The 17,305-nt window shown below is 36.0% G+C and carries 20 protein-coding genes and 1 other RNA gene; 17 read left to right on the top strand and 4 right to left on the bottom strand.

Annotated features, from left to right (window positions below; genetic code table 11):
- Positions 1–15: 15 nt before the first annotated feature.
- From V192_RS0112520 to V192_RS0112590, 15 genes are all read left to right on the top strand, one after another.
- On the top strand, positions 16–1,494 hold the full coding sequence (locus tag V192_RS0112520; RefSeq protein ID WP_025872246.1) for a PTS ascorbate transporter subunit IIC: 1,479 nt from the start codon (positions 16–18) through the stop codon (positions 1,492–1,494).
- Positions 1,495–1,634: 140 nt separating this feature from the next.
- Positions 1,635–1,934 (top strand): PTS sugar transporter subunit IIB, encoded by a 300-nt coding sequence (locus tag V192_RS0112525; RefSeq protein WP_010764215.1) that lies wholly within the window; start codon positions 1,635–1,637, stop codon positions 1,932–1,934.
- 116 nt (positions 1,935–2,050) lie between these two features.
- Positions 2,051–2,689, top strand: coding sequence for a 3-keto-L-gulonate-6-phosphate decarboxylase UlaD (locus V192_RS0112530; RefSeq protein ID WP_025872251.1), 639 nt, complete (start codon positions 2,051–2,053; stop codon positions 2,687–2,689).
- Between the two features lie 4 nt (positions 2,690–2,693).
- Positions 2,694–3,554, top strand: a complete 861-nt coding sequence (locus V192_RS0112535) for an L-ribulose-5-phosphate 3-epimerase (RefSeq protein WP_025872253.1) — start codon at positions 2,694–2,696, stop codon at positions 3,552–3,554.
- The gene (locus V192_RS0112540) at positions 3,544–4,257 is read left to right on the top strand and encodes an L-ribulose-5-phosphate 4-epimerase (protein ID WP_025872254.1); all 714 of its coding nucleotides are present in this window, start codon (positions 3,544–3,546) and stop codon (positions 4,255–4,257) included. Before V192_RS0112535 ends, V192_RS0112540 begins: the two co-directional genes overlap by 11 nt.
- Before the next feature lie 382 nt (positions 4,258–4,639).
- On the top strand, positions 4,640–5,971 hold the full coding sequence (locus V192_RS0112545) for an APC family permease (protein WP_025872255.1): 1,332 nt from the start codon (positions 4,640–4,642) through the stop codon (positions 5,969–5,971).
- A gap of 581 nt (positions 5,972–6,552) precedes the next feature.
- A complete protein-coding gene (gene comGA / locus V192_RS0112550; RefSeq protein ID WP_025872256.1) occupies positions 6,553–7,515 on the top strand; it encodes a competence type IV pilus ATPase ComGA in 963 nt (320 codons plus the stop codon).
- Positions 7,469–8,515: a competence type IV pilus assembly protein ComGB gene (gene comGB / locus V192_RS0112555; protein WP_029948256.1), complete on the top strand. Its 1,047-nt coding sequence runs from the start codon at positions 7,469–7,471 to the stop codon at positions 8,513–8,515. Before comGA ends, comGB begins: the two co-directional genes overlap by 47 nt.
- The gene (comGC, locus tag V192_RS0112560; protein ID WP_025872258.1) at positions 8,512–8,802 is read left to right on the top strand and encodes a competence type IV pilus major pilin ComGC; all 291 of its coding nucleotides are present in this window, start codon (positions 8,512–8,514) and stop codon (positions 8,800–8,802) included. The genes comGB and comGC overlap by 4 nt, the downstream gene beginning before the upstream one ends.
- A 2-nt stretch (positions 8,803–8,804) precedes the next feature.
- Positions 8,805–9,254 (top strand): competence type IV pilus minor pilin ComGD, encoded by a 450-nt coding sequence (gene comGD, locus V192_RS0112565; RefSeq protein WP_025872259.1) that lies wholly within the window; start codon positions 8,805–8,807, stop codon positions 9,252–9,254.
- Positions 9,229–9,552: a competence type IV pilus minor pilin ComGE gene (comGE, locus tag V192_RS0112570; protein ID WP_025872261.1), complete on the top strand. Its 324-nt coding sequence runs from the start codon at positions 9,229–9,231 to the stop codon at positions 9,550–9,552. The genes comGD and comGE overlap by 26 nt, the downstream gene beginning before the upstream one ends.
- Positions 9,518–9,991: a competence type IV pilus minor pilin ComGF gene (comGF, locus tag V192_RS0112575; RefSeq protein ID WP_025872263.1), complete on the top strand. Its 474-nt coding sequence runs from the start codon at positions 9,518–9,520 to the stop codon at positions 9,989–9,991. The genes comGE and comGF overlap by 35 nt, the downstream gene beginning before the upstream one ends.
- Positions 9,984–10,385: a competence type IV pilus minor pilin ComGG gene (comGG, locus tag V192_RS0112580; protein WP_025872265.1), complete on the top strand. Its 402-nt coding sequence runs from the start codon at positions 9,984–9,986 to the stop codon at positions 10,383–10,385. Before comGF ends, comGG begins: the two co-directional genes overlap by 8 nt.
- Before the next feature lie 195 nt (positions 10,386–10,580).
- Positions 10,581–11,588, top strand: a complete 1,008-nt coding sequence (locus tag V192_RS0112585) for a class I SAM-dependent methyltransferase (protein ID WP_025872267.1) — start codon at positions 10,581–10,583, stop codon at positions 11,586–11,588.
- Between the two features lie 26 nt (positions 11,589–11,614).
- The gene (locus V192_RS0112590; protein ID WP_025872269.1) at positions 11,615–12,802 is read left to right on the top strand and encodes an acetate kinase; all 1,188 of its coding nucleotides are present in this window, start codon (positions 11,615–11,617) and stop codon (positions 12,800–12,802) included.
- 608 nt (positions 12,803–13,410) lie between these two features.
- Here the strand turns inward: V192_RS0112590 and V192_RS0112595 are convergent.
- The 4 genes from V192_RS0112595 to V192_RS0112605 all read right to left on the bottom strand — a co-directional run bounded on the left by V192_RS0112595 (position 13,411) and on the right by V192_RS0112605 (position 15,875).
- Complete coding sequence (locus tag V192_RS0112595) at positions 13,411–13,887, bottom strand: universal stress protein (protein WP_025872271.1); 477 nt, start codon at positions 13,885–13,887, stop codon at positions 13,411–13,413.
- A 97-nt stretch (positions 13,888–13,984) separates the two neighbouring features.
- A complete protein-coding gene (locus tag V192_RS0112600) occupies positions 13,985–14,263 on the bottom strand; it encodes a hypothetical protein (RefSeq protein ID WP_025872273.1) in 279 nt (92 codons plus the stop codon).
- Positions 14,264–14,330: 67 nt separating this feature from the next.
- Positions 14,331–14,524, bottom strand: a non-coding RNA gene (gene ssrS, locus V192_RS21280) — 6S RNA.
- 61 nt (positions 14,525–14,585) lie between these two features.
- Positions 14,586–15,875, bottom strand: coding sequence for a replication-associated recombination protein A (locus V192_RS0112605; RefSeq protein WP_025872274.1), 1,290 nt, complete (start codon positions 15,873–15,875; stop codon positions 14,586–14,588).
- Between the two features lie 298 nt (positions 15,876–16,173).
- Between V192_RS0112605 and V192_RS0112610 the strand changes: the two genes are divergently transcribed.
- Both V192_RS0112610 and V192_RS0112615 read left to right on the top strand, forming a co-directional pair.
- Entirely contained in the window at positions 16,174–16,812 is a 639-nt protein-coding gene (locus V192_RS0112610; RefSeq protein WP_025872277.1) for a DNA-3-methyladenine glycosylase, read from the top strand.
- Positions 16,809–17,294 (top strand): DUF3013 family protein, encoded by a 486-nt coding sequence (locus V192_RS0112615; RefSeq protein ID WP_025872279.1) that lies wholly within the window; start codon positions 16,809–16,811, stop codon positions 17,292–17,294. The genes V192_RS0112610 and V192_RS0112615 overlap by 4 nt, the downstream gene beginning before the upstream one ends.
- The last annotated feature ends 11 nt before the right edge of the window (positions 17,295–17,305 follow it).

Here is a 17,305-nt window from a genome sequence, read left to right on the forward strand (position 1 = left end):
AAAGAAGGGGAGTAAATGACACAAGTATTAGATTTTCTGATGGGGATTTGGGATTATTTTGCAGCGAATATTTTGACACAACCGGCCTTTTTAATTGGGTTTATCGTTCTGCTGGGATATATTTTACTGAAAAAGCCACTCTATGAAAGCATTGCTGGTTTCTTGAAAGCAACTGTTGGTTACTTGATTTTGACTGTTGGTTCCGGCGGGTTAGTCAATAACTTTCGACCAATTCTAGTCGGATTGAAAGAACGTTTTGACTTGGATGCAATGGTGATCGATCCTTATTTTGGACAGAATGCGGTAACTGCGGGAATCGAAGAGACATTTGGACGAACATTTAGTGATACGATGATTTTATTATTGATTGCTTTTGTCATGAATATCTTATTGGTTCGCTTCAAAAAATATACGAAGCTACGCGCCGTTTTTACGACTGGAAATGTTCAAATCCAACAAGCCGCAACAGCATTTTGGATCTTGTTATTTTGCTTTCCTGATCTAGGTCAAATTCAAATATTATTGATCATGGGACTTATTTTAGGCTGTTATTGGGCAGTTGGATCGAATTTAACTGTTGATATTACACAAGACTTAACAGAAGGCGCAGGTTTTGCAATCGCTCACCAGCAAATGTTTGGTGTCTATATATTTGCTCGGCTAGCTGAAAAAATGAAAAAGGATAAGAATAATCGAAAACTTGAAGATGTCCAACTTCCCGGATTCTTGTCGATTTTCAATGAAAATATGGTTGCAACATCGATTTTGATGCTCTTTTTCTTTGGAATCATTTTAGTAGTATTAGGACCAGCTTATTTGATCGAAGCAGGTTTTATGACTGAAGGGCAAAGCTTCTTTTTCTATATTTTACAGACTGCTCTATATTTCGCTGTTTATCTAGCAATTTTGCAGTTAGGCGTTCGTACATTTGTTTCGGAATTGACAGAATCTTTCCAAGGAATCTCCAATACATTATTGCCAGGAGCAGTTCCGGGGATTGATGTAGCGGCAACATTTGGATTTGGTTCACCAAATGCTGTAACAATTGGGTTCTTGTTTGGTGCGTTAGGACAATTTATCACGATTGGTTTATTAATTCTATTTAAATCTCCAGTAATCGTCATAGCAGGATTTATTCCGTTATTCTTTGATAATGCTGTGATTGCTGTTTATGCGAATAATCGTGGTGGATTTAAAGCTGCGTGTATTTTCCCATTTATTTCCGGTGTGATTCAAGTTTTAGGATCGGCTTTGATAGCAGCGTTTATCGGTTTATCTCAATACGGCGGTTATATTGGTATGTTTGATTGGGCGACAGTTTGGCCAATTATGACGATAATGATGAAATATCTTGGTTATATTGGTGTTGGACTAGTAGTCATTTTGCTATTAGCAATTCCACAATTCCAATATCGAGCAAATCCAGAAGGCTATTTCTTGATTGCTGAAGATTATGATGAGTATGTCAAAAAAATGACAGCAAAAAATGCTTAGTTATTATCTAGCTACACGAGCTAGTCTCTCGGAAAAAAGATAAAAATGGATAGCGGCAAAGAGAGCCACTCTCAATTTTTACTATTTTTCATTCGAGACTGACGAGCTCGTTGCGCTTTTAAAATTAGGAGGAAATTAAAATGAGAGTATTAGTATCATGTGCGAATGGTTCTGGAACAAGTTTAATGATGAAAAAAAGTGTGGAAAAGGCGTTAAAAGAACTTGGGTTTAATATTACAAATATTCACCATTGTGCGATTTCAGAAGGAAAAAGTACGGCAGGACAATATGATGTTGTCTTTTGTCCAATGAATTTTTTGAATATGTTTGATGATGCCAAGAAAAAAGGAATCACCGTTGTGGGTGTAAAAAATGTAATGTCAGCAAAAGAGATCAGTGAGCGTGTTCAAGAAACAGAATTAGCAGCGAAATTCAAATAGTCCCCAATCCTATAATGGGTGGCAGATATTGTATAGAGGCGCACAAATAAAGCGCTGAAGCCTTGATCTGCGTTTTTCTTAGGGAAACGATTGAAAAAGTAAAAGGAGCGAAAAAAATGAGTAGACCTAATTTGCAAGTAGCATTGGATCATTCAGATTTACCTAGTGCGATCAAAGACGTAGCAGCAGTTGGGGAGATCGTTGATATTGTGGAGGTTGGAACGATTCTTTGTTTACAAGCCGGGGAACAAGCAGTTCGTTGTATTCGTGCCTTGTATCCGGATAAAAAAGTCGTTGCAGATACTAAATGTGCTGATGCAGGAGGAACTGTTGCAAAAAATTGCCGAGAAGCCGGTGCAGATTGGATGACGGTGATTTGTTGCGCAACAATACCTACGATGAAAGCTGCGGCCAAAGAGGTTGAAGAAGTTCAAGTAGAGCTCTATGGAGACTGGACCTATGAACAGGCACAAAAATGGCTGGATGCAGGAATCTCTCAAGCCATTTATCACCAAAGCCGTGATGCTCTTTTAGCTGGTGAAACTTGGGGCGAAAAGGATTTAGCTAAAGTCAAAAAACTGATTGAAATGGGATTTAGAGTATCTGTCACAGGTGGTTTGGATGTGGCAACGTTAAAATTATTTAAAAATCTCGATGTCTACACTTTTATTACTGGCAGAGGGATTACAGCATCTGCAGATCCTAAAAAAGCAGCGCAGGATTTTCAAGATGAAATAAAACGTATTTGGGGGTAAAGCTATGACTACATTAGGAATTTATGAAAAAGCGCTCCCTAAAAATATTAACTGGAAAGAACGTCTATTACTTGCAAAAAAATTAGGTTTTGATTTTGTTGAGATGTCAATTGACGAAACGGATGAGCGTCTTCAACGGCTAGATTGGACCTTGGAGGAACGAAAAACAGTAAGAGAAGCGATTCATGAGACTGGGATCAAAATATTATCGATTTGTCTAAGTGGACATAGACGATTTCCATTTGGATCAGAAGACCAGAATAAGCGAACAACAGCTTTACAGATTATGGAAAAAGCGATTGATTTAGCATCTGATTTAGGTATCCGTACCATTCAATTAGCCGGATATGATGTTTATTACGAGAAAAAAACGGTCGCATCCAGAGAATATTTTATCGAAAATTTAAAAAGAGCTGTAGCCCTAGCAGCAGCAAAAGAAATTGTTTTATCAATAGAGATCATGGATGATCCTTTTATTAATTCGATTTCCAAATTTTTAAAGATCAAAGAGCAAATCCGCTCCCCGTATTTACAGGTATACCCTGATCTAGGCAACCTGTCAGCATGGCCTGAAAATGATGTTGGTTACCAATTGGAAATTGGAATCGATCAAATATCTGCGATTCATTTAAAAGATACACTAGCTGTTACCAATCAGTTTGCCGGGAAATTTAAAGAAGTTCCTTTCGGTGCAGGATGTGTTGATTTTTTAGGAGGGCTAAAAACATTGAAACGCTTGGAGTACAATGGGCCTTTTCTAATTGAAATGTGGAGTGAAAATAGCCAAACACCTGAAAAAGAAATTGAACAAGCTAAAGCGTTTTTACTGCCATACTTAAAGGAGGCTGGATATGTTGACAAATAAAATGTTGATCGAAGAGATGAAAGCTCGCGTTTTTGCTGCTAATCTGGCTTTGCCAGAGGCTGGTTTGGTTAAACTTACTTGGGGGAATGTCAGTGAAATTAATCGAGAAGCAGGCATAATCGTTATTAAACCTAGTGGAGTTCCTTACAATGTGATGCAGGTTCAGGATATGGTCGTGACTGATCTGAATGGAAAACCATTAGAGGAGGCTGGATTAAGACCGTCCTCTGATTTAGCTACTCATGTTGAGCTATATAAGACGTTTAAAGAAATTAATTCAGTGGTACACACACATTCAAAAAATGCGGTAATGTGGGCGCAAGCTGGTCGAGAAATTCCAGCTTATGGTACTACTCATGCAGATACTTTTTACGGTGTGGTGCCATGTACGCGTCAGTTAACAGCAGCAGAAGTAGATTCAGAATACGAGTTGGAGACTGGGAAAGTAATTGTGGAAACATTCAAAGATCGAAGCATTAATCCATTAGCAGTTCCAGGCGTATTAGTTTATGGTCATGGACCTTTTACGTGGGGGCAAACCCCGCAAAAAGCGGTGGAAAATAGTGTTGTTTTAGATGAAATAGCGGAGATGGCGTGTATTACAGAAGTTGTGAATGACAGCATCCTTCCAATTCCACAGTATCTTTTAGACAAACATTTTTTTAGAAAACACGGCATAAACGCGTACTATGGACAAAAGTAAAGAGAGTTGAGGCTTCTTCATTGTGAGGCTGTGAAAGAAGGATAGACTATCGAAAGTCAAGTAGGGATTTTTCGTTATCTGTTTTGTTTAAAAATAGTGATTCTGAATAACCTCAAACTATTGCCAATGTATTTACTTTTGTTTCTACCTTTTATTCAGATTCGATGTGATTGAGCCCGGGACAAAACTAAAAATCAGTTTTGTTTTGGGCTCTAAATCCGAATAAACGGTGAGATCTGAAGGGGTTAGACACTTCTGCCCCAACCTCAATCACACTTTTTTATTTTTTAAGGAAATGCTTTTTACGAATAATAAGTACTTGAATTTAAATTCAGAAAAGCTATACTAGAAAAATAACTTAAAAGAGAGAAAGAGGATGATTATGGGGGAGAAACAATTAAAACGTGAAATTTCTTTGTTTGGTGCTTTTTCAACAGTTATGGGAACTGTTATTGGGGCGGGGGTGTTTTTTAAAACCGCGAGTGTGGTCAGTTATGCTCAATCGCCAAGTCTAACGATTTTTGCTTGGGTGTTAGGTGGAGTTTTGACTTTGTGTGCAGGCTTGACGAGTGCAGAACTCGCCACGGCTATTCCAAAAACGGGTGGAGCAGTCAAATATATTGAATATACGTACGGAAAGTTACCTGGCTTTTTATTGGGGTGGGCGCAGAGTGTGATTTATTTTCCAGCAAATATTGCTGCGTTATCGATTATTTTTAGTACACAGTTAGTACACTTGTTTCATTTATCTAATGACCTACTTGTGCCGATAGCACTAGCAACGGGATTAAGTGTGACAATAGTCAATTTACTAGGAACCAAAATAGCAGCAAATTTGCAATCATTTACATTGATTATAAAAATGGTCCCTATTGCTTTGATTGTGTTGGTCGGACTCTTTATGCCAGCAAATGTAGAAGTTTCACTATTTCCAGTTAAAGCAGGAGGAAATAGCAGCTTTATTCAGGCGCTCAGTGGCTCTTTATTGGCGACGATGTTTGCTTATGATGGCTGGTTGGGTGTTGGTGCTGTGGCAGGTGAAATGAAACAGCCAGAAAAAGATCTACCTAAGGCAATTTTTTTAGGGTTATCTTTTATCACTGTTGTTTATGTTTTAATCAATTTTGTTTTCCTTAAAACGTTACCGATCGAACAAATTTCAGGGAATTTAAATGCAGCTTCAGAAGCATCAAACCAAATTTTTGGCGCGATGGGAGGCAAATTAGTAACGATTGGGATTTTGATTTCTGTGTATGGCGCGCTGAATGGTTATACAATGACAGGAATTCGAGTTCCTTATGCTTTGGCACTTGAAGAGATGATTCCATTTAGTCAGCACTTTAAAAAATTGTCTGCAAGGTTTGTGGTTCCCTACATTGCAGGGCTATTTCAATTTAGTGTCGCTGCAATCATGATGCTTTTAGGCAGTTTTGATTTATTAACGGATATGCTTGTTTTTGTTATGTGGTTGTTTAGCATATTGATTTTTGGTGCAGTATTGATCCTACGCAAAAAAGAACCGGAACTGAATCGTCCATACAAAGTGCCCTTTTACCCTGTGATTCCTATAATCGCCATTCTTGGGGGACTATTTATTTTAATTACAACCTTATTTACACAAACCTTGTTAGCAAGTATCGGTATTGGAATTACCTTGTTGGGGATTCCAGTATATGTACTAAATACAAAAATAAATGCATTAAAAAGTAAATGATTTTTAATTATTGTCAAAAAGTTATTACTTTGCTCTAAGAGATTGAGAAAATAAACAAGAATTATTTGGTATAATTAGCTTGATCTAAGTCTTTGTCGTGAGATAGAGCACGGCTCTTGCTTAACCCTTTTAAGCAGGAGCTACTTTTTCTCAAAAATTTTAATAAAATTAACAATTTCTGAAAGTTATTCTGGTCTTTTTTTTAGTATAATGGATATATCAAAACGATAAACTATTTTGGGGAAGATAGTGCATCAGAACTCTTGGTAAAGCTGTAAGTGTTGATTTTTCAACATTTATGGCTTTATTTTTTTAAAGAAATGAAGTATTTTTGCGATATAAGAGCATCCTATAGGGGGGATATAGAAAAACAACCATCTATGGACTAGATCTCTAGTGAAAGTAGAGAAATCAGCAAGATAAGATTAACTAACTAAAAAAATTGAATATAATACAATAATTTAAACTTGAAATCTGAAACAAAACTTTTGCGGTTTTGTTTCAGATTTTTTGCATTTTTTTCTTCTCAATAATAATAATTTCTATTTTAACTGCGTATATTATTGTAAGGAGGGAAGAAAATGGATATTAAAGAACTTTCTCAGGAATTGATTGAATGGGGAATAGCAGAAGCTATACAGGATATCTATGTACTGCCTATTGAGGATAATGTTCGGATATTTGCTAGGAAAGGTGCAAGCCGAGTGATTTTTAAGGAAGTGAATAAAAGTGAAGGGGAGAAGTTGATTTTTCATTTTAAATTTATCGGCAGTATGGATATCGGTGAGAAAAGAAAAGCACAGGTGGGAGCAGTAACATACAAGCTTAAACAACAAGAGCTTCGTCTGAGGTTATCGACAGTTGGAGATTTTAGACAAAGAGAGAGTTTGGTTATTCGTTTTTTACATGTTTTTGGGAACAGCCATGAATATTACTTTTTACCGCGGCAATTGACTGTTGTTCGTAATCATATCAAGCATCGCGGGCTACACTTATTTTGTGGTCCTGTCGGATCAGGCAAAACCACATTGATGTATAAGTTAGCAAAAGAAACAGATCAGTTTCAGCAAGTAATCACGATAGAAGACCCAGTGGAGATTGAGGAAGCCTCCTTTTTACAGCTACAAACCAACCCGAAAATTGATTTGACCTATGATGTATTGATCAAAGCTTGCTTACGTCATCGACCAGATATTTTGATCATCGGAGAAATTCGGGATGGACTTACGGCACAAGCTGCAATCAGGGCTGCACTTACAGGGCACACGGTCTTTGCAACGATTCATGCGAGGAGTATCACGGGCGTATCTGAGCGTTTAATTGAACTAGGTGTTCAACAAAGGGAAATAGTTGAATGTGTGGCAGGTATTATCTACCAAAGACTATTACCCTTTCGAACGACTACTGATGAGATAATAAGCGGATTGCTTATGGATTATAACTTTTCTAGAGAAATGACTTCCAAGTGGTCAAAAGAATTAAGAAAGGTTTGGGCTTATGGTTTTATCGATAATCAAACATTTGAAAAAGAAAAAGAGTATTAAGCTATCAAAACAACAACAGCAACTACTTATTCAATTACTTGCTGACTTATTAAAAAATGGCTTTACGATTCAGGAAAGTCTCCTGTTTATGAAAAAATCGCGTTCGATTGCAGAGCCTGCGATTGACTACCTGATTGATTTTATGGAGCAAGGAGACTCACTTCATGGTGGACTGGCCCAGCTTGGGTTTAAGACAACGATCATTACACAAATCGAATTTGCTCAAACACATGGTGATCTGGCAGGGACACTAAAAAAAATCAAGCAGCATATGAAAATTTTAGATAAGCAACAGCAAAATTTTTATAAAGTAATTAGTTATCCTATCTTACTTTTACTATTTTTAACAGTTGTTTTGATTAGTATTCGTCAAGTTCTACTCCCTCAATTAATGACAAACGGAACGATTCAAGCGAATAATATAGGTGTTCAATTTATTCAGAAAAGTCCCTATTATATACTGTCAACTATTGTTGGTTTGTCTTCATTTGTTTTTTTGATTCGTTGGTATTTAAGAAAGAGAACCTTTTTACAAAGAGCAGTTTTTATAGCTAAAGTTCCTCTTTTAGGAAACCTTTATAAAGAATATAATTCGGCATTTTTTGCTCTTGAATGGGGCAAATTATTTTCTCAAGGATTAGAGATAAAAATGATTATTCAAGTGATGAAAGCAACGGATCACCAGTCGCTGATGAGTGAACTTGCTGAAACGTTAGAAGAGCAATCTATGTTAGGACAAACATTTTACGAGCAACTACCAAAGTTTTTAATTTTTTCTCCTGAGTTATCTTTGATTATTCAGCAAGGACAAGTCAAAGGGAATTTAGGCAAAGAATTGATTTTATACAGTGAACTTTGCTGGCAGCATTTTTTTAAGCGCATGGAAAAAATAATTCAATGGATTCAACCGATTGTTTTTTTAGTTGTTGCGTTGTTGGTCGTTAGTATTTATGCTGCGATGTTATTACCGATTTATGGGGGCATGGAGGAATTTTTATGAAAAAAAGTAAGAAAAAAAATCGAATGAATTATACCGGTTTTACATTGTTAGAAATGCTTGTAGTGCTGTTGATCATTTCTGTGTTGATTCTATTGTTTGTCCCGAACCTTTCAAAGCATAAAGAAAGTGTAGATAAAAAGGGGAGTGAAGCAATCGTTAAGATCGTTGAAACACAAATCGATCTGTATCAAATAGAGAAAAATCAAATGCCTACTGTAGAACAGCTATTAACAGAACAATATATTACGCAAGAACAATATGACAAGTATCAAGCGAGCAAGAAGTGATCATGAAGAACATGAAAGGTTTTACGTTAATAGAGTCTTTGACAGTATTATTTATCTGTACGACGTTTATGTTGCTTCCCATTCTTGCTATAAACAGGTGGAAACAGGTGTTAGATGTGGAACAATTTTTATCATCATTTGAAAAGAAGTTGTTGTTTACCCAACAGATGGCAATTGTTAATACATCAGACACACAGATCGTATTTTTCGAGGATAGCCAGCAGATCAGCTTTATAAGTTCAAAAAAGGAATCTGTAATGGGCAAAGAATCACTGCAGATTCCAGAAGCCTTGCATGCTACTGGACCAAGTAAGATTATTTTTAAAAGGGATTCAGGAAATAACGGAAATCTATCTAAATTTTCTTTTTCATGGACGGAAAAAAAGAAAGTGATTGAATTTCAATTTCAAATGGGAAGTGGTCGCTATGTTAAAAGAATTCAATCATTATAAAGGATATATTTTATTTGAAAGCTTACTTGCATTAGGTCTATTATGTTTAGTAATCGGCGGTTATGTTTCATTGAATACGTTTTTATTAAAAAAGAACAAGCAAGTGACTGAACAGTTGTCACTGCATAGAGTTTTATATGAAGAAGTGAAGCGTTATGAAAATCATGGCGGACCATTACTTAAAGAAGTGCAGGTGGAAAACAAGAACTACCAACTACGCTTTTATAAAGCTAGCGATAGGCTAGTGGAAGTGGAGATTACAGATGGAAAAGAGTCGTTTACACTCAAGAAAGAATGACAGACAAACTCATTTTTCTGGTTTTACTTTAATAGAGTGTTTATTTTCATTGCTACTATTATCGATTATCTGCCTACTCTTTTCGGCTTCAGTAAAGAATGCAGCTGTGGTAAGTAAACGGCTGCAAAGTGTGAGAGAAAAGGAGTGGCATATTTTTGTCATTCAATTGGAGAATGAATTAAAAAATTGTTATTACGAAAAAACACAAGCAAATAAAATCATTCTCAAAAATCAGAAAAATAACAAGCCGGTTTGGATCGAGTACAAGTTAGGCAAAATTGTAAAAGTAGAAAATGGTGGCTATCAACCGCTTCTAACGGAGGTTAAGCAAGCAGTTTTTATAGAGGAAGGGACAGCTATTTTGATGAAAGTAACTTTGGAGGAGAACCTGAATGTTGCAGCAAAATGGATTATCACACAAGAGCATGAAAATGAATAGACAATATAAAGGAGGGATTTTACTCACGACTTTACTGTTTGTTTTTTTATTTAGCTTTTTGTTTGTACTTGTTTTAGATGACTTTCAATTGACTCAACGCTTTACGCAAAAGACGAAAGAATACTATAGCGCTAAGATTATGGTAAGTATGTTCCTTTCTGATGTTAAAGAAGAACAGTATCCACTTGAGAAAACAGGACATCAACATTTTTCAACAGGGATGTTATATTACGAATATAGGCAGCCAATATTGAAATTGACAGTTCAGTTAAAGCAAACTACGTATACATTTCAAGAAAAATATCTTAAAAGAGAAAATGGACACTCCAAAACTCGAAAAGAACAAGTGAAAAATAGCAATTGTTTTAAATTTGTGAAACGTGTATCAAACTAACCCTGAAAAAACTAATACAGAGAGGTATTTTGAAAAATTTCTTGTTACACTCCTTTAATTTATTTTGTGAAGATAAGAGTTGTTTATTGATTTATAAATATTATTAGGAAATTGATTGATTATTGTCGCGTTTTTCGTTAAAATAGAACAGGTATGAAAATTGTTATATTATAGATGGAAATTGAGGTGTTTCTTTTGTTCCCTGAGAAAATAGAAAAGGCTTTCGGTTTAATGGAACAAGCCATCCAATTATTAAAACGTTCTTTAGATACTTCTTTTTTAGATGCGTACACTGAAAACGGTGAAAATATCATTGATAATTATCAAGTACGTGTGCTAGATGGGGTTCCGGATGAGCAAACTGTTCAAAAACTTAAAACCATTTATCAACAATTGCAAGCAATCGAATTAGAACCAGAAGAGATTAGACGTTTGTCTCAGTTGATTTTACTTAAAGGGAATAAAGTCGAGTCCTTACAAGCAAATCATCAGCTAACACCAGATAGTATCGGCTTTTTATTTGTTTATTTGATCGAACAGCTTTATAGTCCAAAACAGTCGCTTAAAATTTTAGATATTGCAACTGGTATGGGCAATCTCTTATTGACGATTATCCTTAACTTGAATTTAGCTCAGTACAACGTTCAAGGCTTTGGGGTCGATATTGATGATACACTGCTGTCTGTTTCAGCTACGAATAATGAATGGACAAAAGCTGCTATCCAATTATTCCATCAAGATGGATTACAAGACCTACTTGTTGATCCTGTGGATGTAGCAGTCAGTGACTTGCCGATCGGTTTTTATCCAAATGATGAAAAGGCCAAAGAGTTTGACTCAGCAGTCCAAGAAGGGCATAGCTATGCCCATCATTTATTGATGGAGCAAGCGATGAAATTTGTTAAACCTGACGGCTATGGATTGTTCTTGATACCGACTAATATTTTAGAAACAGAGCAAAGTTCTTTCTTTAAGAATTGGCTACAGAAAAATGTCTATCTACAAGGAATGATCCAACTACCAGATGAACTTTTCAAATCAGTTCAATCAAGAAAAAGCATTTTATTTGTACAAAATAAAGGGGAACATAGTGAACAAGCACAGGAAGTTCTTGTTGCAAAATTAGGTTCGTTGAAAGATCCTGCAAAAATCACACAATTTTTTCAACAATTTGAGGCTTGGAAGTCTTCAAATTTAAAATAAAACAACTGATAAAAGAGGAGAGTATTATGTCTAAAACAATTGCAATCAATGCTGGAAGTTCAAGTTTAAAATGGCAATTATATCAAATGCCAAAAGAAGAAGTAATCGCAAAAGGAATCGTTGAACGTATTGGTTTAAATGATTCTATTTTTACAATCAAATATGGCAATGACGAAAAATACGAAGAAATCGTTGATATCAATGATCACGATGTTGCTGTAAAAATGTTGTTGGACAAATTAACTGAATTGAATATCTTAGCTTCTTTCGATGAAATTACAGGTGTTGGCCACCGTGTAGTTGCAGGTGGTGAAGACTTTAAAGATTCAGTTGTCATTGATGATGAAGTTTTGGAAAAAATCGAAAAATTAGCGGATCTAGCACCATTACACAATCCTGCTAATGCAATGGGAATCAAAGCATTCAAAAAAATCTTACCTAATATTATCAGTGTTGCTGTGTTTGATACGGCTTTCCATACAACAATGCCAAAACATAATTTTTTATATAGTATTCCAACTGAGTACTATGACAAATATGCAGCTCGTAAATATGGTGCGCATGGAACAAGCCATAAATATGTTGCTGAGCGTGCAGCAGAAATGCTTGGTCGCCCAATCGAAGAACTAAAAATCATTACTTGTCACTTAGGTAATGGTGCATCTATCACAGCAGTTGATGGCGGCAAATCTGTAGATACATCAATGGGCTTTACACCACTTGCAGGTGTAACAATGGGAACTCGTTCTGGGGATATCGATCCTTCTTTGCTAGCTTACCTAATGGAAAAACTTGAATTGACTGATATCAAAGACATGATTGATATTTTAAATAAAAAATCAGGTCTACTAGGCTTGACTGGTATTTCTAGTGATATGCGCGATTTAGAAGCAAACATGGATAAAGAAGCAGTTCAAGTAGCTTACGATATCTTTACAGACCGTATCCGTAAATACATTGGTAGCTATGTCACTGTGTTAAATGGTGTAGATGCCATTGTCTTTACTGCTGGAATTGGTGAAAATGATGCACACGTTCGTAGCGAAGTAATCAAAGGCATGACTTGGTTTGGTTGTGAACTAGACGATGAGAAAAACAATGTTCGTGGAAAAGAATCAGTGATTTCTACAGAAGATTCTAAAGTTAAAGTATTATTGATTCCAACAGACGAAGAATTAATGATTGCTCGTGACGTTGAACGTCTAAGAAAATAATCAATATAAAAAGATGAGCTTGGATTATACAATTTAGAAATTAATAGAAAAGAAGACAGAAAATCATGAAAAAGATTTTCTGTCTTTTTTTGGGTAGACATCATACAGTTTGGAATAACTGTACCATCAAACTAAAATTCAAATACGATAGTACTCATCACTTTAATTCTAGATATGAAAGTTTGGATAAGCATAAACCTATTTAATTTTATATATGTTATATTGCACCCATAGAAGAATCATGTTTAAAAATAGAGAGTAGGTGACAAGAAATACAAAAGAGTTCTAATTATAAAGTGAAAATTATGGGATTTAAAAAAATGGAATATACTAAAAAGGTAAATGTACAATTCAGTCATTGTTTCATCATGGAATGAAGGAGATCAGTGATAACCAAAGTAATGCTCGTTGCTGATTACTACCGGGATGATTTTCAAAGTATATACAAAGTTGGAATGATATTGTCATAAAGAATGTTCTTACACTATCTAGTAAGTTAGCATAAAAATATACCCAGATTCGAGAATCGGCTCATCTATTGATAAGTTCACCTCTAAATCTGAGTATATTTTTTGTTATCGATCAAGATCTTTTATGATGGTTTGGTGTTATTCATCATCTTGGTGAACAGGGATTTTATTATCCAAGTCAGTTCTTACAACTAATACATCGCAAGCTGCATTGCGAATAACATATTCAGAAACAGATCCAATGAATAATCGTTCAACAGCATTTAAACCTGTTGCTCCTAACATGATCAAATCAACTTCTTGATCTTGAGGGATTTGTTTTGCAATCAACGGTTTAGGAGAACCATACTCAATAAGACTAGAGACTTTTTCACAACCATGTTCTTTTGCTTGTTTTTTGTATCCTTCAAGCGTTTGTTTTGCCATTTCTGTTGCCTGCTCTGCTAAAACGCCATCAAAAGAAGAAACGGATTGAAATGCTCGCGTGTCAATAACATGAGCCAAAAGTAATTCTGCATCATTTCTCATAGCAACATTCATTGCTTTTTGAAAAGCTAATTCTGCTTCAGATGACCCATCCACCGCAACCATGATTTTACGATAATTTTGTAACATTGTGACCACTCCTTTCAAATAGTTAAAAGTGCATAGTACTTGATACTTTAATTTTAAAACAAAATCGTCAAAAAGGAAAATAAAAAAGAAGAGACTATTATAGAATCTTCTTAGCAAACATAACACTGAATATGGCTGAAATGACAAGTAAACTAAAAATATAGAACAGAGAAAAAAACTTCAAATTAAAGATGCCAACTAAAATTCCAATAGCAGCTAAGATTAGATAAAAAATACCAAACTGATGTAAAAACTGCTTATTTTCATCAGGTTCTCCATTATGCATTATTGGTAAAAAAACGGATGCCTTTTTTAATAAATAAATACCAATAATCACTAATAATGCTACAGAAACAAAAATAAGTACACGAACCATTGAAAGAACCTCCATCAAATAAAAAACAATTTGCACTCCGCAAATTGTTAGGTAATCTAATAAAATGGTAAAATCCGTCGATGCCGTTATTCGTCCTATAGTATTGAACCCGCAAACAAAGCAGGTGGGTTCCACGACTGACAGCTTCGAACTACCAAATGAAAAGGCTTGTTACCAGCTTAGGTACCAGAAGGATCCCTAGATATCAATAAAATGTTCGGTCAACACACAAAAAAGACAACGCGTACATCACAGATTTACCATCTTTATAATAGCACAATATAGAGCAAACAGCAACGAGAGTGCCTAAAGTTGAAAGCGATTATTTTTTTGTTTTCTTTCCCTTTTTCCACTCTTGAATTCGTTGATATTGCTGATGCAGTGCTTGTTCATATTTCCCAGTATCAATCGGTTCGTAATAATGTGCATTTTTTATTTTATCTGGAAGATATTGTTGGTCGACCCAAGCATTCTCAAAATTATGCGGATACTGATAACCAATACCACGATTCAACTCTTTTGCACCTGAATAATGGCTATCTCGTAAATGATCCGGGACATCTCCTGCTTTTCCCTCACGAATATCAGATAAAGCAGCGTCGATGGCACTAATAGCAGAATTTGATTTTGGAGACAGGCACAAATCAATGACCACACTGGCAAGCGGAATACGAGCTTCTGGAAAACCGAGCTTTTCCGCAGCTTGTACAGCTGTGATCGTACGTGCGGCAGCTGGAGGATTTCCTAGACCGATATCTTCATAGGCAATCACCATTAAGCGGCGGCAAATAATCGGTAAGTCGCCAGCCTCAACAAGTCTGGCCAGATAATGAAGTGCTGCATCAACATCACTTCCGCGAATCGATTTTTGAAAAGCAGAAATTACATCGTAATGAGCATCGCCATTTTTATCATGAGTCAAAGCCTTACGTTGAACGCATTCTTCAATGATCGAAAGCGTAAGTTCAATTTTATTGTTTTCATTTTTAGGTGTCGATTTTACAGCTAATTCTAATCCATTTAAGGCACTGCGCAAGTCGCCATTTGTTGCACGGGATAAATGCAGTAGTGCTTTTTCTTCCAAAACAACAGGATATTCGCCTAAACCACGTTCTTTATCGGCTAAGGCTTCTTTGATTGCTTTTTGAATATCTAGCTCTGTTAATGGCTTTACTTCAAAAATTTGTGTTCGACTGCGAATGGCTGGATTGATCGTAATATACGGATTTTCAGTAGTAGCACCGATCATAATGATTCGGCCACTTTCAAGATGAGGCAGTAAAAAGTCTTGTTTTGTTTTGTCTAGACGGTGGACCTCATCCAGTAACAAGATTACAGTACCGCTCATTTTTGCTTCTTCTGCGACGATTTGCAGATCTTTCTTAGTATCAGTTGCGGCATTTAACAGGCGAAAGGCATAGTTTGTAGACCCTGCAATTGCGCTTGCGATACTGGTCTTACCCGTACCAGGGGGACCATATAAAATCATAGATGAAAGCATACGAGCTTCTACCATTCTGCGGATGATCTTCCCTGGTCCAACAAGTTGTTGCTGACCAACGACTTCATCTAAATTACGCGGCCGCATACGGTATGCTAATGGTTTTTGCATCAATGAACCTCCTAAATATAAAAGTGAATCGGGCTCGTTAGTCTCGACCGAAAAATAGGAAAATAGGAGCGTGGCGTTTTTTGCCACAAGCGTATTTTATCTTTTTTCCGAGAGACAAGCTCGAGTAGCTAGACAATAAGTTCTCTATCTATTTATTATACCACAAAGAACGTACGTTTGTGTTTAAGCTGGTTTTGGACATAAAAACTAAGAAAACAGTCATTTATAGCACTGATTGTCCATTATTTCAATGGATAATAGACATCGATTCGTGTATGATAGGAAGTGGTGAAAAATAATGAATGAAACGATAAATTTTTTTAATACAAAATCGACTGAAGAAATTGCTCAGTTTTTGCTTGGGATGTATTTAGAACATGAAACAAGTTCTGGTACACTTGCAGGCTATATTGTTGATACAGAAGCGTATTTAGGTCCAGAAGATGAAGCAGCCCACAGTTTTGGACTGCGGGATACTCCACGATTAAGAGCAATGTACGAGAAGCCAGGAACCATTTATCTATACACGATGCATACGCATCTAATTTTAAATATGGTGACTCAAGAAAAGGGAAAACCACAAGGAGTTATGATTCGAGCAATCGAACCTGTTGAAGGTGTTAAAAAGATGGAAGAAAATCGCAATGGTCGAAAGGGAATCGAGTTATCCAATGGTCCTGGAAAATTGGTGGCAGCATTAGGGATCGACAGAGATTTATATGGTCAATCAATTTTTGACAGCAGGCTTAGAATCGTTCCCGAAAAAAGAAAGAAACCGAAGAAAATCATTTCACTCCCTCGAATTGGCATCCCAAATAAAGGAATCTGGACAGAGCTGCCGTTAAGGTACGTTGTTTCAGGGAATCCATATATAACCAAGCAAAGAAGAAATGATATCGAACAAAAAACTTTTGGCTGGAAGGAAGAAAATAAATGAAAAAAGCAACGATGTTGACCTACTTAGATCAACAAATAACTAAAAAAATCACAGAATATGATGTAGCTCTTGATTGGAATACAAAAAATCATTCTATCGAAGTGGTCTTTCGGTTATTTGCTGAAAATAATGAACACGAACAAATCGATGATTTAGAAGGAACTGTCTCGCAAGAGGAGATTATTGAATTTGAAGATGGTGTTTTGTTTTACAATCCCGAAAAAACCTCTGTTGATGAAGAAGAATATTTAGCCATAATTCCTTACGAAGGTAAAAAAGGTATCAAGCAGTCAGTACTGGACGGTTTTGCGGACTACTTAAATGAAGTGCTAACTGAAGGACAAAGTGATTTATTAGATTTTTTAACAGATGAAAATCAAGAAGTATTTGAGTTGAAATGGTCGCAAGAGGCTTTTGAAGCAGCGGTTAAAAAATATCAACAGGCAGATGGCGACACATACATCGCCTATCCAAGCTATTGAAAGAGGTGATT

Origin of the sequence: Enterococcus crotali, assembly GCF_000633635.1 — a bacterium.
In the GTDB taxonomy this organism is placed as follows: domain Bacteria; phylum Bacillota; class Bacilli; order Lactobacillales; family Enterococcaceae; genus Enterococcus_L; species Enterococcus_L crotali.